Genomic DNA, 20,459 nt, shown 5'->3' with positions numbered 1-20,459 from the left:
TTTAAAATAGAACTTTATTTTATTTAACATATCTAAGTAGCGCCCCAGATTGGGGCTTAATTAAGAGGATTTAATAATGAACTTTACTAAAGTTTTACCGGCAATTGCTGCCGCTGTTGTATTGTCTGCATGTGCAAAAGAAGCGCCAGTAATGGAAAAAGCATCGACTCAAATGGCTGCTCAAACTGCGTCAACTATTACTGACAAAACAGTAGTTTATTCTTGTAATAAAAAAACTGTGACTGCAGTGTATCAATTTGAAAACCAAGAGCCAGTTGCGGCAATGGTTAGTTTAGGTAACAAAATTATTGCAAAAGATTTTGCTCGTGATAAATCACAAAACGATTTTACAAGTTTCACTTCTGGTGACTATGTTTGGAATGTAGATAGTGGTTTAACTTTAGATAAATTTGATTCTGTTGTGCCAGTGAATTTAATTCAAAAAGGCAAAACTACCGATAAGATCATCATCAAAAATTGTGATGTAAACGCAAAAGCAACTAAAAAAGCAAATTTATAATTCATCAAAATGGCTAGCGTAATTGCTAGCTATTTTTCTATCTTAAATACTTCTTAACTTGCATCACCTTAATAGATAAATAAAAAAGTTTAACTATGATAGAAGATAAGATTTTTATTTTTTCTTGAGATCATCCCCGATTCAAACTAGACTTACCGCCTATTTTATTTAACCTAAACTTTATTATGCGTGTTTCAGATTTTAATTTCGATTTACCTGATGAACTTATTGCTCGCTATCCAAAAGAGGATAGAGCATCTTGCCGTTTATTGCATTTGAATGGGGAAAATGGCGCGGTAATTGACCGCACCTTTTCAGATGTATTGGATTTAATTGATGAAGGCGATTTATTGATTTTCAATAATACTCGCGTCATTCCTGCAAGGATGTTTGGGCGTAAAGCCAGCGGTGGAAAAATTGAAGTTTTAGTTGAACGCATGCTAGATGAGTATCGTTTCTTAGCACATATTCGTTCATCAAAATCACCCAAAGAAGGGGCTGAATTATTTTTAGGTGAAGATAAATTAGGCGAAAATAATGTCATTAAAGCGGTCATGACAGCGCGTCATGGTGCATTGTTTGAAGTGGAATTAAGTGATAAATCAACCGCTCTTTTAGATGTGTTGCAAGCCATTGGACATATGCCATTGCCGCCTTATATCGACCGTCCAGATGAGGAAGCAGATCAAGAATGTTATCAAACTGTTTATAGTAAAGTCCCAGGTGCGGTAGCAGCACCAACAGCAGGCTTACATTTTGATGACCCCTTGCTTGAAAAACTTAAAAAGAAAGGTGTGAATTTTGAATTTGTCACATTGCATGTGGGCGCAGGAACATTCCAGCCAGTTCGTGTCGAAAATATTGAAGATCATATGATGCATACAGAATATGTAGAAGTTTCCCAAGAAGTTTGCAATGCAATTATTGTAACAAAAAAAGCGGGTAAACGTGTTATTGCAGTAGGAACCACTTCTGTTCGTTCTATTGAAAGTGCGGCGCTTTCTGCAGAAGAATTTGGCAATCCAGATTTAATTGAGCCTTATTTTTCTGATACCTCTATTTTTATTTATCCAGGAAAAAAATTCCGAGTAGTGGATTGTTTAATTACTAATTTCCACTTACCTGAAAGCACATTGATAATGTTAGTTTCAGCTTTTGCTGGCTATAAAAATACTATGAATGCGTATAAATATGCAGTGCAAGAAAAATATCGTTTCTTTAGTTATGGCGATGCGATGTTTATTAATAAAAATTCTAATGTGAGAGGATTGGAATAAGTTGTTTGACTTGTAATTAGTCAGCACATACAATAAAGAACAAGAGATGGCGGTAACCATCCCTTGTCGGAGAATCTACCTAGCCAGCGCTACCTTTCAATAGTAGGCAAAGTAGAATAACAATGATTAGTTTAATAATGAGATTAATCATAGTTTTTATCCTCAATTTAATTACAAATGAAGGATCTACTCAAACAGCCCGTCAGGTGCGTACTGGCGGACTGATTTTAGCAGATCCGCCTCTGCTCAAAGAGCATTGGAAATATGATAGCACAAAGCCTGTATTTTTTAACAGGCTTTTTTGTTTAAAAAAATCTTCGAACTGTTTATTCGTTGGAGCAAAAATGAAGTATGAATTAGATAAAACAAGCGGCAATGCTCGTCGTGGTCGCTTGGTATTTGAACGTCCACAAGGCACGTTCAGTGTAGAAACCCCTGCATTTATGCCAGTGGGCACTTATGGCACCGTAAAAGGCATGACACCAGAAGAAGTGCGTGCGACAGGTGCAGAGATTTTACTGGGTAACACCTTCCATTTATGGCTTCGTCCTGGACAAGAGGTGATGCGTAAACACGGTGATTTACACGACTTTATGCAATGGCATCGCCCGATTTTGACTGACAGTGGCGGTTTCCAAGTATTTAGTTTAGGTAAATTACGTAAAATTACCGAAGAAGGCGTGAAATTCCAAAATCCAATTAACGGTGAGCGCATTTTCCTTTCACCTGAAAAATCCATGGAAATTCAATATGATTTAGGCTCTGACATCGTGATGATTTTCGATGAATGTACGCCTTATCCAGCGACTTTCGATTATGCGAAAAAATCCATGGAAATGTCTCTTCGTTGGGCGAAGCGTAGTCGCGATCGCTTTGATGAATTAGGCAATAAAAATGCCCTATTTGGTATTATTCAAGGTGGCGTATTTGAAGAATTACGCAAAGTATCATTAGAAGGCTTAGTGAATATTGGCTTTGACGGTTATGCGGTGGGCGGTTTAGCGGTAGGCGAACCCAAAGAAGACATGCACCGCATTTTAGAATACATATGCCCACAAATTCCCGCTGATAAACCGCGCTATTTAATGGGCGTGGGTAAACCAGAAGATTTAGTGGAAGGCGTGCGTCGTGGTATTGATATGTTCGACTGCGTAATGCCAACTCGTAACGCACGTAACGGCCATTTATTCGTGACTGACGGCATTGTTAAAATCCGTAATGCAAAATACCGTGATGATACCAGCCCGTTGGATCCTGAATGTGATTGCTACACCTGTAAAAACTACACCAAAGCCTATTTATATCATTTAGATAAATGCGGTGAAATTTTAGGTGCACGCTTAAATACCATTCACAATTTACGCTATTATCAACGTTTAATGGCTGAGATTCGTCAAGCGATTGAAGATGATCGTTTTGATGATTTTGTTGTGGAATTTTATGCTCGCATGGGCAAACCTGTTCCACCATTACAATTAGCGGATAAATCATAATTGATGAAAGTACGGTAGAAAAATGAAGCGTTTTTTGACCGCACTTTTTAACAAAGGAAACCTTATGCAAATTCTTGAACCTCAACAATTTGCCACATGGAATGAACCTATTGAAATGCTTTATGCCTGTCATAGCAAGGTAAAACGTTTTTGTCGTCAGTTAAGTATTTTGCCTGATTATCTAGAAAAACATGGTTATACTCAGGCTGTGTTAAATGATGTTGACCAGATTTTAACTTATTTCAATCGTGCCGCACCGTTACATCATGAGGATGAAGAATTAGATTTTTTCCCTCAATTAGTCAAAGTGGCTCCGCAAGCACAAAGCTCCATTGATGAATTAGAAAAACAGCATGAATATTTGCATGAAAATTGGAATGCACTATCTGCGCAGTTAGAAGAACTTATTTCTGAACAACGTCAAAATATTGATGAACATTTAATTGAACGCTTTATTCAAGGTTATGATCGTCATATTGCGTTAGAAGAACCGCTATTTGAAATGGGACGTGAATGCTTAAGTACGGATATTTTGGCTGAAATGGGCAAGAACATGAGTGCTCGTCGTCAAATTAAAGAATGAAATATCAGCTCAATTTAACCGCACTTCGATGTCCAATTCCTATTTTAAGTGCCAAAAAAGCCTTAAAAAATTTGGATAAAAATGATGAGCTAATGTTGAGCTTAAACCTTGAAAGTGCGGTAGAAAATTTTTCTATTTTTGCAAAGGAAAATTCTGTTGCTTTGGTCGAGCAATATTACGCTTCGGAAAAAGAATTTATCGTTATCTTGAAAAAATAAAATTAATCGCCATAACGTAGGATATTGAGTGTGGTTCACCTTTCCCAATAAGCCAATTTATGGTATTTTAAGCGCAATTTTTAACTTAAATTAACAAGGAAAACATACAATGGAAGCACAAAACCCGATGTCCACGTTATTTATTTTCGTGATTTTTGGTTTAATTTTTTACTTTATGATTTATCGCCCGCAAGCTAAACGCAATAAAGAACATAAAAAATTGATGTCTGAGCTTGCAAAGGGTACTGAAGTTTTAACTGCTGGTGGTTTAATCGGCAAAATTACTAAAGTAACTGAAGGTAGCGATAGCATCGTGATTGCGTTAAACGACGCGACAGAAATTACGATTAATCGTAACTACATTGTGAGCGTTCTTCCTAAAGGTTCATTAAAATCACTTTAAGAGTAATGTTAAATTATTTTCCAGAGCCACGAATTGTGGCTCTGTGCGTTAGAAAATAAAAGGAAAACTATGTTAAACCGTTATCCATTATGGAAGAATTTGATGGTGATTTTTATTGTAGCCATCGGGATTTTATATTCTCTTCCAAATATTTATGGCGAAGATCCTGCGGTTCAAATTTCTGGTACGCGCGGTCAAGAAGCGAATACTAGCGTGCTTGGACAAGTTCAAGATGTGCTTAAAACCAACAATCTTCCAACCAAATCTATCGTGCTTGAGAACGGCTCAATTCTAGCTCGTTTCACTAATACCGATGATCAACTCCTCGCTAAAGATAAAATTTCCGAACGTCTTGGCAATAATTACACCACTGCATTAAATCTTGCGCCTGCCACTCCAGCTTGGTTAAGCATGTTTGGTGCTAACCCAATGAAATGGGGATTAGACTTACGTGGTGGGGTTCGTTTTTTGATGGAAGTTGATATGAATGCTGCACTTGTAAAACGCCAAGAGCAATTACAAGACAGTTTACGTAACGAACTTCGCAAAGAAAAAATTCAATATACGGCAATTAAAAATACTGAGCATTTTGGTACTTCTGTCACATTGGCTGATGCAAGTCAACGTTCTAAAGCGGAACGTATTATTCATCAGTTGCATCCAACCTTAGATATCACAGAGTTGGATAATGATAGTATCAATTTAGGTCTTTCAACTTCAGCATTAAATGAAGCACGCGACTTAGCTATTGAGCAAAACTTAACGATTTTACGTAAACGTGTTGCTGAATTAGGGGTATCTGAAGCAGTTATTCAACGTCAAGGCGCTGAGCGTATTGTAATTGAATTACCAGGTGTTCAAGATACTGCTCGCGCAAAAGAAATTTTAGGGGCAACTGCAACGCTTGAGTTTCGTATCGTAAATCAAAATGTTATGACCGATGCAATTTCTCGTAATATGTTGCCAGCTGATTCGGAAGTTAAATATGATCGCCAAGGTCATCCTGTTGCATTATTTAAACGCGCGGTATTAGGTGGTGAGCATATTATTAATTCAAGTTCTGGTTTAGATCAGCATTCAAGCACTCCGCAAGTGAGTGTAACCTTGGATAGTGAAGGTGGTGAGATTATGTCTCAAACCACCAAAAAATATTATAAGAAACCAATGGCGACGCTTTATGTTGAATATAAAGATAACGGTAAAAAAGACGAAAATGGTAAAACCATTCTAGAAAAACATGAGGAAGTGATTAATGTGGCGACGATCCAAGGTCGTTTCAGCTCTAACTTCCAAATTACCGGTGTCGATAGTATTGCAGAAGCGCATAACCTTTCTACCTTATTGAAATCTGGGGCATTAATTGCGCCAATTCAAATTGTCGAAGAACGTACAATTGGCCCATCTTTAGGCGCACAAAATGTGGAACAAGGAATTAATGCAAGTTTCTGGGGACTCATCGCTGTGATTATCTTTATGCTGTTCTACTACAAAATGTTCGGTATTATCGCAAGTTTTGCTTTGGTCATTAATATTGTGTTGTTAGTGGGTTTAATGTCTATTTTACCTGGTGCGACACTTTCCATGCCAGGGATTGCTGGTATCGTATTAACATTAGGTATGTCGGTGGATGCAAACGTGTTGATTTTTGAGCGCATTAAAGAAGAAATTCGTAATGGTCGCCCAATTCAACAAGCAATCAACGAAGGTTACAACGGCGCGTTTACCTCTATTTTTGATGCGAATTTAACGACAATTTTAACTGCAATTATCTTGTATGCTGTGGGAACAGGTCCAATCCAAGGATTTGCGATTACGCTTTCACTTGGTGTTGCGATTTCTATGTTTACCGCGATTACAGGAACTCGCGCATTAGTTAATGCCCTTTACGGTGGTAAACAACTTAAAAAATTATTAATTTAGGCGGGAAATGATGAAACTTTTTACAAAAGATAAAGACGGACATTTTATCCGTGAAATCAATGGGATCAAGCTCCCGTTCCCATTGACCGAATTTATGAAAGTGCGTAAATGGGGTTATATATTATCCGCTCTTTTAATGGTAATTTCTCTATTTTTTATTATTACCAAAGGATTTAACTGGGGCTTAGATTTTACTGGTGGAGTAGTATTTGATACTCACTTCTCGCAATCCGCTAACCTTGAACAAATCCGTAGTAAACTTCACGAAAATGGAATTGAAAGCCCAATTGTACAAACCACAGGCTCGGTTCAGGATGTGATGATTCGTTTACCTGCAAGTAATAATGATTCTGCTATTGGTGAGCAAGTCAAAAGTATGCTACAGAATGTAGATAAAAACATTCAAATTCACAGTATTGAGTTCGTTGGCCCAAATGTCGGTGAAGAATTAGCACAAGGTGCAGTGTATGCAACTTTAGCGACATTAGCAATGGTGCTTATTTATGTGGGGTCACGTTTTGAATGGCGTTTAGGCTTTGGTGGTATCGCCTCTCTTGCGCACGATGTAATTATTACGCTAGGGGTATTCTCTGCATTACAAATTGAAATTGATCTTACTTTTGTAGCCGCGATTTTATCTGTGGTGGGTTACTCCATCAACGATAGTATTGTGGTCTTTGACCGGGTTCGTGAAAACTTCAGAAAAATAAGACGTCTAGATACGATTGATATTATTGATGTTTCTTTAACGCAAACTTTATCAAGAACCATCATGACCTCTGCGACAACATTAATTGTTGTTATTGCATTGTTCTTTTTCGGCGGTCCATCAATTCATAACTTCTCTTTGGCGTTACTTGTAGGTATTGGATTTGGTACATATTCTTCAATCTTTATTGCAATCGCAATTGCGTACGATGTTGGATTACGCCGTGAACATATGATCCCGCCTAAAGTAGATAAGGAAATTGACGAATTACCTTAGTTAAATTCTATTCTTAGAATAAACTTCAATAAAAAATAGTTAACCAAAAATTCACGGTTAACTATTTTTTATTTGTATAATTTTTTAATTTAGATTTTTAATCTTGAGGTAAGGCATTTATAACGGCTTTCACTAAAGTCGCTAAAGGAATTGCAAAGAATACGCCCAAAAATCCCCATAAACCGCCGAAAATTAATACTGAAATGATAATAATCAATGGATGCAAATTCACTGCTTCAGAAAATAAATAAGGGACGAGTAAGTTTCCATCTAAGAGCTGACTCACAGCAAAAGCGATGATGATATACCAAAATGTTGGGCTGATTCCAAATTGGAATAACGCAACCAATGCAACAGGAATCGTGACAATTACTGCGCCAATATAAGGAACGAGAACTGAAAGCCCCACCGCAAAAGCCAATAAGAGCGGGTAATTTAGCCCGAATATTAAGAAAATAATGTAGGTGATGAGCGTGACAATCAGTATTTCTAACAATTTTCCATGAATGTAGTTGGAGATTTGCTGTTGCATTTCTTTCCAGACTTTGAAAGCCAAGTTTCTATTTTTCGGTAAAAAACGGCTCACGCCTTGTAAAAGTTCTGATTTATCCTTCAACATAAAAAACATCATTAACGGCACTAAAAAGGCATAAATCCCTAAAGAAACTAAGTTCATGATGGAGGCTAAAGAAAGTTTTACAGCAGATTCACCAAAACCAAGGATTTTTTCTCGCACAGAATTGAAAATAGAATCTACCATTGAATAGTCGATGAGCTCAGGATAATGCTCTGGTAAGTTTAGTAACCATTCATTGAGCTTATTAAACATTGCGGGTAAATCACTTAATAAGGAAATTGTTTGATTCCATAACATTGGCATGAGGATTAAAAAGAAGATTGTAGCTAGTCCAATAAAGCCACCAAAAATGATGATTGTCGCTAATATTCTTGGGCATTTTAAATGTTGATGTAAAAAATTAATCGGCATTTCTAGTAAATAGGATAACACTAGAGCAATCAACAAAGGCGCGATTAAATTTCCAAAAAAATAAATGGAGATAAAGCCAAATAATAATATGGCTAATAGTCCCATCGCTTGTGGATCGCTTAAGCGACGCGAGTACCAGCTTTTCAACATTTCTAGCATAATTTCTTTTCCTATAAGTATTTTTCGCCATTATAAGTTAAAATTTATAGTGTTTATAGCTACTAAGAGGAAATCCTATGTCTGTCGTGATTTATCACAACCCTCGTTGTTCAAAAAGTCGTGAAACGCTAGCATTATTAGAAAATCAAGGTGTTCAGCCAATCGTTGAATTGTATTTACAAAAGCAGTATTCCATTAATGAATTACAAAGCATTGCCCAAAAATTAGGAATCGATGATGTGCGTCAAATGATGCGTACGAAAGATGATTTATATAAAAGCTTAAATTTAGATAATTTAGAACTCTCTCAAGCTGAATTATTAAAAGCCATGAGTGAACATTCAGCGCTTATTGAACGCCCAATTGTTATCAATGGTAATAAAGCTAAAATCGGGCGTCCGCCAGAAAGTGTACTTGAGATTTTGTAATTTAAACGTTTGTGCGTATAATACTCTCGTCGCAGAAATCCTTCCGCGGCTTTTTTAAGGAAAAATTATGGGAAAGAAACAAAAAAGTGCGGTTGAAAATGAAGCCGTTTATTTGCATACTCGAGGAGTAATAAAAGATAATGCAGTGATGGCATTATTGCATGATAAATTATTTCGCCAGCGTGTTGAGAAAAAACGTAAAGGGAAAGGTAGTTACCAACGTAAAGCGAAACATCCAGGGAAAATGTTTGAAAAGCCCGATTATAAATTTTTTGATTACAGAAACTTTATAATCGGGTTTTTCTTAGGCTAAAAATAGTAAAAAGGAGTATAACAATGTCAAATCAGCCTCAAGTCCTATTTAATAATACATGGAATGTACGCATTAGCTCCTGGTGAAGAAGGGGCAAAAAGCCATTTTTTTGAAACTATCTACCTAACTTTAACTGTATATTTTGAAGAAAATAGAGTACGTTATGAGTTCATTCGTAAATTAGAAGATCAAATAAAAATTCAACGTTCTTTTACAGAACTAAATGAGTTATTCAAATTTCTGTGTGATTATTTCGATCCCGTTTTTATTGGATTATTAGGCGTGAAAATTGGGAATCTTGGTGTGAAATCAGAATAATAACTTGACTAATCCACAAAACATTCTAGTATTCTACCCATATTTTATTATATCGACAAAATAGGGATCGCACTTTAAATTGTATAAACAATGACGTAAAAGTGCGGTTATTTTTTCTTTACTTTTATTGGAGAGCAATAATATGTCAGGTATTTTTACTCAAAGTCCGGCAAACCGTCGTCGTTATGGCGTGGCAGTATTTGTTGGTATCGTTGCAGGGATTATTTCTGCTTTTGTTAAATGGGGTGCCGAGCATCCATTTCCACCACGTAGTCCAATTGATTTCTTTGCGGCTGCTTGTAAAGTGGATATTACTGGTCTAACTCAGGATCAAGTGCTGGCAGTATGTTCCCGTGCGTTTTTAAACCCACCACATGTGTTCTTACGTGATTATTTAGGTATTGATCCAACAGATGCTGCATTTACCTTTGCGGATCATGCATTCAATTGGATTGGTGTTACCCATATGATCTTTTCTTTAGTTTTTGCGATTGGTTATTGCTTAGTCGCAGAACGTTTTCCAAAAATTAAATTTTGGCAAGGCATTGGCGCTGGGATTATTGCTAATATTTGCGTGCACTATATTACCTTCCCAGCACTAGGTTTAACACCACCAGTTGCAGAATGGCCACTATATGAACATATTTCAGAATTAGTTGGTCATATTTTCTGGTTCTGGACTATCGAGGTTATTCGTCGCGATTTACGTAATCGCTTAACTGGCGAGCCAGATGCGGAGATTCCTTTAGCTTAAGCTAAACAGTATAAATTTTGATAAAAAACGGGTTAAGACTAATAAGTTTTAACCCGTTTTTTGTTGGATAGAGATGCTTTAATTAACAACAAATTTCTTGTACGACAAATTGTAATGAATGTCTCGCAAATTGCTGTTGTTTTCGGTGTTTCAAGCGTCTCAAACGTAGATTACGTGATAAAGAGGTTTGTTGTAAATTGGTTTTCTTTTTAAGAAAAGTTTTGCGTTTTAACATTTTATTTATCCTTTTTTCCTTTTATTTCTTCTGAATTTTCAACCGCACTTTCATTGTTGGCATTATCATTTGTTGTTTGATTTTCTTGGACCCGATGATAATTCACAATGCTATTCATATAGCGGCGAATATTTTCTACATATTGATGGGCTTCATAGCCTCGCGCATAGCCGTATTTCAGTTGGGAATAATAGCGTTTTTCTGCTAATAAAGGCAGATTTTTTTTCACATCGAGCCAATTATCTGGATTTCCTCCAAGGTTTTTAGTTAAACGACGTGCATCAATTAAGTGGCCTAGTCCCATGTTATAGGCGGCTAAGGCAAACCAAATTCTTTCTTCTTTTTCAATGGTTTCTGGAATTTGATTAATCAGCCAGTGTAAATATTCTGATCCCGCTTTAATGCTTTGTTCAGGATCTGTTCTATCGCTGATGTTCATATGTTGCGCGGTATCTTTAGTTAACATCATTATGCCACGAACGCCTGTAGGTGATGTTGCATCAGGATTCCAATGAGACTCTTGATAAGCGATGGCCGCGAGTAATCGCCAATCTAATTCACCTTTGTATTTTTCAAAGAGCGGTGAGAATTGTGGCAGTGTATTTTCAATTGCGTTCATATAAGAGCGAGTATCCACGTAATCAAATTGTGAAATATGCCCTAAATATTTTTCTTTTAAATTATCTACTAGCCCTGTTTCTTGTGCATTATTCATAAAATTGAGTAAGGCAGCTTGCAGATCATTGTAGGCATTATTTGGTAAATACCAGTGAATGTTTGCTTCATCAGTAATATCAAAGGCAATGACTAATTCTGGTTTGATTTGTTGGATCGCAGTAATATCAATGGAATTAGCAATGACATAAGGAATTTTACCTTCAGACAGCTGTAGTAATAGTTCTTCTTGAGTAAACGCTTGATTTCTTTTCCAAGTTAATTGTGGATATTGTTTTTGTAATTCTTTTAGTGTTTCTTCCAATGATGAATTGTTAGCGATATAAATTTCTTTCTTGATATCGCCTAGATTTTTAGGGCGTTGTTCATTTTTTCGATAAGCTAATTGCCATGAAGCTGAATGATATGCTGGGCCAATTTGGAAACGTTCTGTATTATTAGGATGATATAAAAGGTGAGCCGCAGCTAAATCAATATTATGCTTATCTAACTCATTAAATAATTGTTCTTGATTATCGAAAGTTTTAATTTCGAGTTCTACACTTAATGAATCAGCAAATGCTTTAGCCAATTCATATTCAAAGCCTCGTTCGCCGTCTTTATTGATAAAATAAGAAATAGGGTTGTTCATTGTGCCCACAATGAGTGAGCCTCGTTCTTGAATTACTGTATAGTGGTTTTCTTCAGCATGGCGTAGAAATTGCCATGGGAATACCATATCAATAGCCCAAAGCAATAAAGCCAAGGCAGTAATAATACGTAAAAAGAGACCTTTCAATGATTTTTTCCTATATAAAAATTTTGCGGGATTGTAGCCAGAATTTAAGCAATAGACAATAAAAAGCCCCTTGAGGTTCAAGGGGCTAATTCTACTTTATCAATAGTGCTAAATTTTAAATGATGCAAAAACATTAGGAAACAGCACTATTCGTTATATCTTAAGGATATTATCCTCGGCGATCACGGCGTGGTTTATCGCTAAAAGTGCGGTTACTTTTTTCATTAAATTTACGATTTCCACGATTGTCATCAGTGCGTTCATTACGTCCGCGTTCTCCACGGAAATCGCCACCACGGCCTTTACGTTTACCGTTAAAATCATCGCTGCCACGCGGACTATCAGACTTCACCTCACCTAAGAAAGACATTTGCATTTGTTTATTCAATACGCGTGTTTTACCGAATTGTTGCAATAATTCTTTCGGCATACCTTGTGGCAATTCAACGGTAGTGTGATCATCATAAAGTTTGATATGACCAATATAGCGGCTATTGATATCACCTTCGTTAGCAATTGCCCCCACGATATGGCGAACTTCTACACCATCCGCACGACCCACTTCAATACGATATAAATCCATTGGTTGTGGATTGCCGTAGCCTTTACGTTCGCCACGACGTTCAGCTGAACGTGGATTTTCACGTCGATCACCGCGTTCATTACGTTCACGACGACGTTTTTCCATTGGCGGATCTGGAGGAAGAATTAATTTTTGTTTGCCTTGTAACAACATTAACATTGCTGCAGCAATATCTTCTTGATCCTGCTCGGCTGTGAATAAGTCTTCTAATAAACTACGATATTGTTCTAAATCGTGATGCTCGAGTTGTTTCGTAATTTTTGTGACGAATTTTTTGCGGCGGCATTCTTGTAACACAAGATGATTTGGCAATTCTACTTCATTGATACCTTTTTTCATTAGGTGTTCAATATTACGAAGTAAACGACGCTCGCGAGGTTCAACGAACAATAAAGCACGACCAGAACGACCTGCACGACCAGTACGGCCAATTCGGTGTACATAAGATTCTGCATCAAGCGGAATGTCGTAGTTCACCACAAGGCTGATACGTTCAATATCAATACCGCGTGCGGCCACATCGGTTGCCACAACGATATCTAAACTGCCGTTACGTAAGCGATCGAGGGTTTGTTCGCGCAATTGTTGTGTCATATCACCATTAAGTGCGGCAGAACGGAAACCATTTTTTTCAAGTAGTTCTGTAATGTCTAAAGTACCTGTTTTAGTGCGAGCAAAGATAATCGTGGCATCAAAATCTTCCACTTCTAAGAAACGAAGAAGGGCTTCATTTTTACGCACGCCGTGCACATACCAACAACTTTGGTCGATATCTGGAGCATTTTCGTTATTAACTTTGATCTTCACTTCTTTCGGATCATTCATAAAACGTTTCGTAATACGACGGATCGGTTCAGGCATTGTTGCAGAGAATAACGCTGTTTGGTGATTTTCTGGTAATTCTGCCATGACGGTTTCTACATCATCAATGAAACCCATACGTAGCATTTCATCTGCTTCATCTAATACGATAAAACGAAGTTCTGAAAGATTTAATGTTCCACGGCGAATATGGTCAAGAATACGACCTGGTGTACCCACTACCACTTGTGCGCCTTGTTTTAATGCACGAAGCTGGATGTCATAACGTTGGCCACCATATAAGGTAACAATGCGGGAGCCATGAGCATATTTAACAAATTGTTCGCACGCATCGGCAACTTGAATAGCAAGTTCGCGAGTAGGTGCCATCACTAACATTTGTGGATGTTTTTCACTTGGATCGATTTGTGCTAATAAAGGCAGTGCAAAAGCAGCGGTTTTACCACTACCTGTTTGTGCCATACCTAGCACATCATTGCCACTGAGCAAATGCGGGATACATTCTTGTTGAATTGGAGAAGGGGTTTCAAAACCTAAGTCAGAAACAGCTTTTAAGATGAACTCAGGTAAGCCTAAGTCATTAAAAGTAATTTTGTCAGTCATTAAAATACTCGAATATAAATAAGGAAAGCTCAAAGAGGCCTTCGGTTTATTAAGTTGAGTAGAGCGAATGAATTTTTCTATTCGTGCTACTGCAAAGAGCGGTGAGTTTTTGATTGATTTTTAGAAAACAACCGATTTTGTTACCGCACTTTTCTCTTCTTTTTCGTCTTCTGTTTGAACTGGTTTTAGTTTCATGAGTTCAAACGCGGCAAAACGATACTCAACAAAGTTATAAACCTGATTTGCCATAGCTAGTTTAAATAAAGCTGCCGCTTCATCTACTAGCCCTACATTGAGTTTTTGTTTTGCTAGATAAAAATAGGTTTCTGTGAGAATTCCAGCATATTGTTGTGAATTTTCAGCAAATTCACTCGCACGTTGTTGCAATTCTTCTACAGAGATGTGTCCTAAGTAATATTGAACGATGTGTGTACCCCAGAAGTCCTCTGATAGCCCTTTTGCTCGTTCAACAAGGTTTGTTTGGGCTTCTTGTGGTTTTAATTTTTGTTCGTTCAAATATAGCCATAAGACACGATAGGGATCTTTTGTATCGGCTTGGTAGAACTGTAAGAAATCTTGCTGAGCAAGATGGTAGCGCCCTACATAATAAAAATTTAAACCACGATTAAGGTGGGTATAGTTATAACTTGAATCTAATTCAAACACCGTATTGAATGCTTCCAATGCGCCGTCGTAATCTTCTTCAAGCAATAAATAAAGCCCTAAGTAATTGTACACTGATGCCATTTTAGGCTGTAATGCAAGGGCTTGAGTAAAATCGTAACGAGCAAGTCCCCATAATCCAAGGGAATCATAGAGTACGCCACGTTCAAAATGTAGCGATGCTCGTTCTTCATTACTCATTTTTCCAACGAGTAGTACTTGGCTTAATCGCACGATCATCACTTCTTGTTCAAAGTGAGTATTCGGGTTTTGTTCAGCCAACACGACATGATTTTTAGACACAAAACCGCCCCTAGACTGAACACAGCCTGCAAGGAGTAAGATCGCACATAAGCTAAATAAATAGACTATAAAATGGCGAGATAAGCGAAAACACCGCATTTGCTTTCTTTATGCCTAAAAGTTGGAAAACAACAAAACTTGGCAGCGGTTGCTACCAAGTTTTGATTCTATATTCCAAGATTATTCCTGTTCTTCTACAGAATCTTCTTGGTTAATTTCAGTTTCTTGTTTTGGTGCAAGATCTTTCATGGTTAAGCGGATACGACCTTGACGATCGATTTCAACCACTTTAACCGTCACTTCTTGACCAACTTGAAGATAATCACTCACTTTTTCTACGCGTTCTTCTGCGATTTGAGAAATATGAACTAAACCTTCTTTATTTCCAACGATAGCGACGAATGCACCGAAGTCAGCAAGACGAGTCACTTTACCTTTGTAAATTGCGCCCGCTTCAACTTCAGCAACGATTTCTTCAATACGTCCCATTACGTTTTTCGCTGCATTGCTATCTACTGCGGCAATTTTCACTGTACCATCATCATCAATATCAATCGATGTACCAGTTTCTTCAGTTAATGAACGAATTGTTGCGCCACCTTTACCAATGACATCTTTGATTTTCTTAGGATCAATTTTCATTGTGTAGATGCGCGGCGCGTAATCTGAAATATCCGCACGTGGAGCTGAGATTGCCTGTTCCATGACACCAAGAATGTGCATACGTGCACTTTTCGCTTGGTTTAATGCAATTTGCATAATTTCAGGGGTGATACCTTCAATTTTGATATCCATTTGAAGTGCTGTGACACCTTCACGTGTGCCCGCCACTTTAAAGTCCATATCACCTAAGTGGTCTTCATCACCTAAGATATCTGAAAGCACCACAAATTTTTCTTCTTCTTTCACTAAGCCCATTGCAATACCTGCAACAGCAGCTTTAATTGGAACGCCCGCATCCATTAATGCTAAAGATGCACCACATACAGACGCCATAGAAGAAGAACCATTAGATTCAGTAATTTCAGATACTACACGTACGACATACGGGAATTCTGCAAGGCTAGGCATAACCGCCGCTACACCACGTTTTGCTAAACGACCGTGACCGATTTCACGGCGTTTTGGCGAGCCGATCATACCGGTTTCACCTACAGAGTATGGAGGGAAGTTGTAGTGGAATAAGAAGTGATCTTGACGTTCACCTGTTAATTCATCGATGATTTGTGCATCACGTTCAGTACCTAACGTTGCAACAGCTAATGCTTGCGTTTCACCACGGGTGAAAATTGCAGAACCGTGAGTACGTGGTAATACACCAGTGCAAATATCTAATGCACGAACGGTATCAACGGTACGACCATCAATACGTGGTTCACCTGCAATGATACGGCCACGAACGATTTGGCTTTCAAGTGCGGTGAAAATATCCACAATTTTACCTTCGCTGATCTCTTCATCTTCAGCTGTGATTTGTGCAATCACATCCGCTTTAATTGCATCGATCTGTTCGTAACGTGCTTGTTTTTCAGTAATGCGGTATGCATCGCCTAAACTCGCTTCTGCAATCGCTTTTACTTTGTTGATTAAATCTGTGTTTGGTTGTGGCGCAACCCAATCCCAACGTGGTTTGCCTGCTTCTTTCGCAAATTCTTTGATCGCTTCAACCACAACTTGTTGTTGTTGATGACCGAATACGACAGCCGCTAACATTTGTTCTTCAGTTAAAATGTCTGCTTCTGATTCAACCATTAATACGGCTTTGTCAGTACCTGCAACCACTAAGTCTAAACGGCTTTGTTTTTGTTCAGCCATAGTTGGGTTTAATACGAATTGGTTGTCAATAAAACCAACACGTGCTGCACCGATAGGGCCATTGAAAGGCACGCCAGATAAGGTTAATGCTGCAGAAGCACCGATCATTGCCACTAAGTCAGGGCTGATTTGTGGGTTTACAGAAACCACAGTTGCCACAACTTGGATTTCGTTGAAGAAACCTTCTGGGAATAATGGGCGAATTGGACGGTCGATTAAACGTGCAATTAAAGTTTCGCCTTCAGATGGACGACCTTCACGTTTAAAGAAACCACCAGGGATTTTACCCGCCGCATAAGTACGCTCTTGGTAGTTTACGGTTAATGGGAAGAAGTCTTGACCTTCTTTCACATCTTTTTTAGCAACAACAGTCACGAATACCGTGGTATCGTCCATGCTTGCCATAACCGCAGCAGTTGCTTGACGTGCAATCGCGCCAGTTTCTAGAGTAACGGTATGTTGACCGTATTTAAATTGTTTAACAATTGGATTCACAATGTTTTCCTTCAAAATAATATTTAAAACAAAGCTTTATTTTCCAGATTGCGACTAGCAAAAGAAATCTTTTGTAAAAATAACCGCACTTCGAGTGAGTAAAATTGCTTTTGATAGCCGCACGCTAATGTAGAAAATAAAGCTTAAGCATTATACAGGGGTTTTTGTGTGATTGATAACTTTATTTCATTTAACCGACTTGTTATCATAGGATAACTTTTATCCACTATAAGGAAAATTCTATGATTATTAGCAGCTTAACCAGCCCAAATTTTAAAGTTGGTTTACCAAAAGTGATTGCTGAAGTATGTGATTATTTGAATACGTTAGATTTGAATGCGTTAGAAAATGGTCGCCATGATATTAACGATCAAATTTATATGAACGTAATGGAGCCAGAAACGGCAGAACCAAGCAGCAAAAAAGCAGAGTTACATCATGAATACTTAGATGTTCAGGTGTTAATCCGCGGAACGGAAAATATAGAAGTTGGCGCTAATTATCCTGATTTGTCTAAATATAAATCTTATAACGAAGCGGATGATTATCAACTTTGTGCAGATATTGATGATAAATTCACCGTCACAATGAAACCAAAAATGTTCGCTGTATTTTATCCTTACGAACCGCATAAGCCTTGCTGTGTAGTAAATGGAAAAACAGAAAAAATTAAAAAATTAGTCGTAAAAGTACCTGTTAAATTAATTTAGCTTTCGAAAAAAGTGAACTGCCCCCAAAACATGTCCAACTTTTTGGGGGCAGTTCACTTTTTATTATTTAATCACCGTAATTGACCATTTTGCATCATCAATTTGTTCGAAGTTTGTTACTTCATAACCTTCTTCAGCAGCCCAAGCGGGAATGGCTTCAGTGGCTTGTGTGCAGTCGAATTCAATTTCTAGGCCATCGCCTTTATTTAACTTAGCCATTGCTTCCTTGGCTTCAACGAGAGGAAAGGGGCAAACAAGGCCGAGTGTTGGTAATTTAACGATCATATAAACTCCTTATGATGCTTTTGCTAATTTTAAACGTTGTGGACGGATAATGGTGAAGTAGGCTGCCACCCAAGTGCCGAGAATCATCAATGGCAATGATACCCAGTCTTGCCAAGAGAAAAAGGCCGTTTCGACTAAACCGTTACCGATAGAACAGCCACCCGCAAGGGTTGCGCCAATGCCCATGAGAATACCGCCGAGTCCGCTGCGTAGAATCGTGGTGGCATCTGGTACACGGACACGAAATTCATTGCTTGCTTTTGCGCCGATGAATGATCCAATAAAAATCCCTAAGACTAAGAATACGCCCCAGTTAATAAATTTACCGTCGCCAGTAACGAGGAATTGCATGATATTGGCTGAGGGACCAGTGATCCCAAGTCCAAACTCACGACCCGTAGCGACACTAAGTGGCCAAGCGGCAAGTGCGATTAATCCGATTAATACGGCAGAGAAAAATGGGTGCCAGCATTTTTCAAATAATAAATGAGCAAGTCCCGTTTTCTTCGGTTTTAATGCTGCGACTTTTACGCTTGGTTTGCTGAGATGTTTGTACACATAGAAAGCTGTCACAAAAGTTAATAGCGCCACTAACCACCAAGGTGAAATACCGAATGTGTCGTAAATATTGCGTTGTTCAATATTGATACTGCGTAAGGTTTTATTGAATTCGCCTAATGGACCGGTGCGCATGATGGAGCTTAATAACATATAAGTGAATAATGCGACCCAACTGCCGACTAAGCCTTCTGCAGCACGGTACCATGTACCTGTTGCACAACCGCCAGAAAGAACAATGCCGATCCCAAATACAAAGGCACCGATAATCACGGCTAAAAAGGCAAAATTTCAGCTGGATCGACATTTAATATACCGATTTCTTTTAAGAGGAAGAAACCAATGGATTGCACGGTAATCGCCAATAAAAGGGCTACAAACATTTTTTTGTTTTTGGTGACATACATATCGCGAAATGCGCCAGTAATACAAAAGCGCCCACGCTGCATCACAAATCCGAGTAAAATTCCGCAAAGTAATCCGGTTAAAAGCATAAATATTCCCTCTCTTTTAGAACTAAGTAGGTCGGTATTTTCTAAAAAAAATAAGAAGGTAGCGCCAATAACTTTTAGCTAGAAAATATATTTTTTTGATATAAAAAAGTGCGGTTATAAATTTATACTTTTTTACCACACTGCTTTAGCAACGTAATAATTAACCCCACTCAAAAGAGCGGGGTTAATTGTTTTATATGCGCCAGAAATTTGGTTTATGTAGGAACGCGTTCTGCTACGAGCATTTGTAGTTTTCGTAAAATGACATTTAATACTACGCCATAGGCTGGGACGAACAAGATAATTCCTATAAATAATTTAAATAGATAATCTACAAAGCCGAGTTGTGCCCAGTGTTCAGCCATGAACGGATCTGCACTTTGATAGAAGGCGACACTGAAGAAAACAAACGTATCTGCCATTGAGCCAAATGTCATTGAGCTAGTTGGCGCCACCCACCATGTTTTTAACTGGCGTAAGCGGTTAAATACGATCACATCCAGTAATTGTCCTACAACGTAAGCGGCAAAGCTCGCAATAGCAATACGGAATACAAACAGATCGAAATGCGTTAATGATTCGAAACCTTGGAATTTGCTTTCAGAGAATAAAACAGATATGACGTAACTTACAATAAGTGCAGGAAACATCACTACGAAGATGATTTTTCTCGCATCTTCTGCACCGAAAATACGCACCGTTAAATCGGTAGCTAAAAAGATAAATGGGAATGTGAGCGTTCCCCAAGTGCTGTGGAAGGAAAAATCGTTTGCTACACCAAGTGCGGTTAATTTCAGCGTAATTTCAAAAGGGATTTGTACAAAGTAATTGCTCGCAGCAATGATGAATATGTGGAAAAAGCTGAGCCAGATGATTGCACGATGTTTTTGTTGATCATTAAAGATCGGAGAGTTTAATTTCATGTTGTACCTTTTTAGTTTAAATAAATCGGGGTTAGGGAACCCGAGGTTGAATATAGGGGGCTAGATAATACGCATATTTCAAAGAATTGCAAGATTCGATGTCATTTGAGTTTTATTTTATGAAAATTGACGAATGATTTTACAATCTTTATTCTATT

General features: G+C 38.0%; 20 protein-coding genes and 2 pseudogenes. 13 read left to right on the top strand and 9 right to left on the bottom strand.

Annotated features, from left to right (window positions below):
* Positions 1-76: 76 nt before the first annotated feature.
* From AC6H0A_RS06060 to secF, 8 genes are all read left to right on the top strand, one after another.
* On the top strand, positions 77-520 hold the full coding sequence (locus AC6H0A_RS06060; RefSeq protein WP_005642681.1) for an ACP-like domain-containing protein: 444 nt from the start codon (positions 77-79) through the stop codon (positions 518-520).
* A gap of 185 nt (positions 521-705) precedes the next feature.
* The gene (gene queA / locus AC6H0A_RS06055) at positions 706-1,797 is read left to right on the top strand and encodes a tRNA preQ1(34) S-adenosylmethionine ribosyltransferase-isomerase QueA (protein ID WP_179230780.1); all 1,092 of its coding nucleotides are present in this window, start codon (positions 706-708) and stop codon (positions 1,795-1,797) included.
* Positions 1,798-2,141: 344 nt separating this feature from the next.
* Positions 2,142-3,290: a tRNA guanosine(34) transglycosylase Tgt gene (gene tgt, locus AC6H0A_RS06050; RefSeq protein WP_005645731.1), complete on the top strand. Its 1,149-nt coding sequence runs from the start codon at positions 2,142-2,144 to the stop codon at positions 3,288-3,290.
* Between the two features lie 64 nt (positions 3,291-3,354).
* The gene (locus tag AC6H0A_RS06045; protein ID WP_044233177.1) at positions 3,355-3,873 is read left to right on the top strand and encodes a hemerythrin domain-containing protein; all 519 of its coding nucleotides are present in this window, start codon (positions 3,355-3,357) and stop codon (positions 3,871-3,873) included.
* Positions 3,870-4,091: a sulfurtransferase TusA family protein gene (locus AC6H0A_RS06040; protein ID WP_005642675.1), complete on the top strand. Its 222-nt coding sequence runs from the start codon at positions 3,870-3,872 to the stop codon at positions 4,089-4,091. The genes AC6H0A_RS06045 and AC6H0A_RS06040 overlap by 4 nt, the downstream gene beginning before the upstream one ends.
* Before the next feature lie 109 nt (positions 4,092-4,200).
* Positions 4,201-4,494 carry a preprotein translocase subunit YajC gene (gene yajC / locus AC6H0A_RS06035; RefSeq protein WP_005642673.1) on the top strand — a complete coding sequence of 98 codons (294 nt, stop codon included), beginning with the start codon at positions 4,201-4,203 and terminating at the stop codon, positions 4,492-4,494.
* Between the two features lie 69 nt (positions 4,495-4,563).
* Positions 4,564-6,414 carry a protein translocase subunit SecD gene (gene secD, locus AC6H0A_RS06030; RefSeq protein ID WP_005642672.1) on the top strand — a complete coding sequence of 617 codons (1,851 nt, stop codon included), beginning with the start codon at positions 4,564-4,566 and terminating at the stop codon, positions 6,412-6,414.
* Positions 6,415-6,424: 10 nt separating this feature from the next.
* A complete protein-coding gene (gene secF, locus AC6H0A_RS06025; protein WP_044233175.1) occupies positions 6,425-7,399 on the top strand; it encodes a protein translocase subunit SecF in 975 nt (324 codons plus the stop codon).
* A 97-nt stretch (positions 7,400-7,496) separates the two neighbouring features.
* Here the strand turns inward: secF and AC6H0A_RS06020 are convergent, their stop codons facing one another.
* Positions 7,497-8,546 carry an AI-2E family transporter gene (locus AC6H0A_RS06020; protein ID WP_005642669.1) on the bottom strand — a complete coding sequence of 350 codons (1,050 nt, stop codon included), beginning with the start codon at positions 8,544-8,546 and terminating at the stop codon, positions 7,497-7,499.
* Positions 8,547-8,623: 77 nt separating this feature from the next.
* Here AC6H0A_RS06020 and arsC point away from each other — a divergent pair, with 77 nt between their 5' ends.
* From arsC to AC6H0A_RS06000, 4 genes and pseudogenes are all read left to right on the top strand, one after another.
* Entirely contained in the window at positions 8,624-8,974 is a 351-nt protein-coding gene (gene arsC / locus AC6H0A_RS06015) for an arsenate reductase (glutaredoxin) (protein ID WP_005642668.1), read from the top strand.
* Between the two features lie 67 nt (positions 8,975-9,041).
* Complete coding sequence (locus AC6H0A_RS06010; RefSeq protein WP_005642667.1) at positions 9,042-9,287, top strand: alternative ribosome-rescue factor A; 246 nt, start codon at positions 9,042-9,044, stop codon at positions 9,285-9,287.
* 23 nt (positions 9,288-9,310) lie between these two features.
* Positions 9,311-9,605: pseudogene (locus AC6H0A_RS06005) on the top strand (DUF5377 family protein).
* 142 nt (positions 9,606-9,747) lie between these two features.
* Positions 9,748-10,359: a YagU family protein gene (locus tag AC6H0A_RS06000; RefSeq protein WP_046949901.1), complete on the top strand. Its 612-nt coding sequence runs from the start codon at positions 9,748-9,750 to the stop codon at positions 10,357-10,359.
* Between the two features lie 82 nt (positions 10,360-10,441).
* Here the strand turns inward: AC6H0A_RS06000 and AC6H0A_RS05995 are convergent, their stop codons facing one another.
* The 5 genes from AC6H0A_RS05995 to pnp form a co-directional block, all read right to left on the bottom strand.
* Positions 10,442-10,594, bottom strand: a complete 153-nt coding sequence (locus tag AC6H0A_RS05995) for a hypothetical protein (protein ID WP_005631066.1) — start codon at positions 10,592-10,594, stop codon at positions 10,442-10,444.
* A 1-nt stretch (position 10,595) separates the two neighbouring features.
* Positions 10,596-12,047, bottom strand: coding sequence for a membrane-bound lytic murein transglycosylase MltF (mltF, locus tag AC6H0A_RS05990; protein ID WP_044233172.1), 1,452 nt, complete (start codon positions 12,045-12,047; stop codon positions 10,596-10,598).
* 169 nt (positions 12,048-12,216) lie between these two features.
* The gene (locus AC6H0A_RS05985) at positions 12,217-14,055 is read right to left on the bottom strand and encodes a DEAD/DEAH box helicase (RefSeq protein WP_005642660.1); all 1,839 of its coding nucleotides are present in this window, start codon (positions 14,053-14,055) and stop codon (positions 12,217-12,219) included.
* 120 nt (positions 14,056-14,175) lie between these two features.
* The gene (nlpI, locus tag AC6H0A_RS05980) at positions 14,176-15,120 is read right to left on the bottom strand and encodes a lipoprotein NlpI (RefSeq protein ID WP_005642656.1); all 945 of its coding nucleotides are present in this window, start codon (positions 15,118-15,120) and stop codon (positions 14,176-14,178) included.
* 81 nt (positions 15,121-15,201) lie between these two features.
* A complete protein-coding gene (gene pnp / locus AC6H0A_RS05975; protein ID WP_005642653.1) occupies positions 15,202-17,331 on the bottom strand; it encodes a polyribonucleotide nucleotidyltransferase in 2,130 nt (709 codons plus the stop codon).
* 242 nt (positions 17,332-17,573) lie between these two features.
* On the opposite strand from pnp, the gene nanQ reads away from it, so the two are divergent.
* Positions 17,574-18,041 (top strand): N-acetylneuraminate anomerase, encoded by a 468-nt coding sequence (gene nanQ / locus AC6H0A_RS05970; protein WP_005642652.1) that lies wholly within the window; start codon positions 17,574-17,576, stop codon positions 18,039-18,041.
* 63 nt (positions 18,042-18,104) lie between these two features.
* Here nanQ and AC6H0A_RS05965 read toward each other — a convergent pair whose 3' ends face one another.
* The 3 genes and pseudogenes from AC6H0A_RS05965 to AC6H0A_RS05955 all read right to left on the bottom strand — a co-directional run bounded on the left by AC6H0A_RS05965 (position 18,105) and on the right by AC6H0A_RS05955 (position 20,301).
* Positions 18,105-18,326, bottom strand: coding sequence for a sulfurtransferase TusA family protein (locus AC6H0A_RS05965; protein ID WP_005631077.1), 222 nt, complete (start codon positions 18,324-18,326; stop codon positions 18,105-18,107).
* Between the two features lie 9 nt (positions 18,327-18,335).
* Positions 18,336-19,378, bottom strand: a pseudogene (locus AC6H0A_RS05960) (YeeE/YedE thiosulfate transporter family protein).
* Between the two features lie 215 nt (positions 19,379-19,593).
* A complete protein-coding gene (locus AC6H0A_RS05955; RefSeq protein ID WP_005639715.1) occupies positions 19,594-20,301 on the bottom strand; it encodes a 7-cyano-7-deazaguanine/7-aminomethyl-7-deazaguanine transporter in 708 nt (235 codons plus the stop codon).
* Between the last annotated feature and the right edge of the window lie 158 nt (positions 20,302-20,459).

This window comes from Haemophilus sp. THUN1692 (assembly GCF_059704395.1).
Note: the sequence above shows the minus strand (reverse complement) of the source record. Positions and strands in the feature narration are given on the sequence as shown.

What these genes read in the sequence shown, in the direction of transcription:
- AC6H0A_RS05995 (WP_005631066.1), bottom strand. Translation starts at nt 10,594, where the DNA reads ATGTTAAAACGCAAAACTTTTCTTAAAAAGAAAACCAATTTACAACAA.
- nanQ (WP_005642652.1), top strand. Translation starts at nt 17,574, where the DNA reads ATGATTATTAGCAGCTTAACCAGCCCAAATTTTAAAGTTGGTTTACCA.
- yajC (WP_005642673.1), top strand. Translation starts at nt 4,201, where the DNA reads ATGGAAGCACAAAACCCGATGTCCACGTTATTTATTTTCGTGATTTTT.
- queA (WP_179230780.1), top strand. Translation starts at nt 706, where the DNA reads ATGCGTGTTTCAGATTTTAATTTCGATTTACCTGATGAACTTATTGCT.
- secF (WP_044233175.1), top strand. Translation starts at nt 6,425, where the DNA reads ATGAAACTTTTTACAAAAGATAAAGACGGACATTTTATCCGTGAAATC.
- secD (WP_005642672.1), top strand. Translation starts at nt 4,564, where the DNA reads ATGTTAAACCGTTATCCATTATGGAAGAATTTGATGGTGATTTTTATT.
- nlpI (WP_005642656.1), bottom strand. Translation starts at nt 15,120, where the DNA reads ATGCGGTGTTTTCGCTTATCTCGCCATTTTATAGTCTATTTATTTAGC.
- AC6H0A_RS06000 (WP_046949901.1), top strand. Translation starts at nt 9,748, where the DNA reads ATGTCAGGTATTTTTACTCAAAGTCCGGCAAACCGTCGTCGTTATGGC.
- AC6H0A_RS05955 (WP_005639715.1), bottom strand. Translation starts at nt 20,301, where the DNA reads ATGAAATTAAACTCTCCGATCTTTAATGATCAACAAAAACATCGTGCA.
- AC6H0A_RS06020 (WP_005642669.1), bottom strand. Translation starts at nt 8,546, where the DNA reads ATGCTAGAAATGTTGAAAAGCTGGTACTCGCGTCGCTTAAGCGATCCA.
- AC6H0A_RS06060 (WP_005642681.1), top strand. Translation starts at nt 77, where the DNA reads ATGAACTTTACTAAAGTTTTACCGGCAATTGCTGCCGCTGTTGTATTG.
- arsC (WP_005642668.1), top strand. Translation starts at nt 8,624, where the DNA reads ATGTCTGTCGTGATTTATCACAACCCTCGTTGTTCAAAAAGTCGTGAA.
- tgt (WP_005645731.1), top strand. Translation starts at nt 2,142, where the DNA reads ATGAAGTATGAATTAGATAAAACAAGCGGCAATGCTCGTCGTGGTCGC.
- AC6H0A_RS06045 (WP_044233177.1), top strand. Translation starts at nt 3,355, where the DNA reads ATGCAAATTCTTGAACCTCAACAATTTGCCACATGGAATGAACCTATT.
- AC6H0A_RS06040 (WP_005642675.1), top strand. Translation starts at nt 3,870, where the DNA reads ATGAAATATCAGCTCAATTTAACCGCACTTCGATGTCCAATTCCTATT.
- AC6H0A_RS06010 (WP_005642667.1), top strand. Translation starts at nt 9,042, where the DNA reads ATGGGAAAGAAACAAAAAAGTGCGGTTGAAAATGAAGCCGTTTATTTG.
- AC6H0A_RS05985 (WP_005642660.1), bottom strand. Translation starts at nt 14,055, where the DNA reads ATGACTGACAAAATTACTTTTAATGACTTAGGCTTACCTGAGTTCATC.
- AC6H0A_RS05965 (WP_005631077.1), bottom strand. Translation starts at nt 18,326, where the DNA reads ATGATCGTTAAATTACCAACACTCGGCCTTGTTTGCCCCTTTCCTCTC.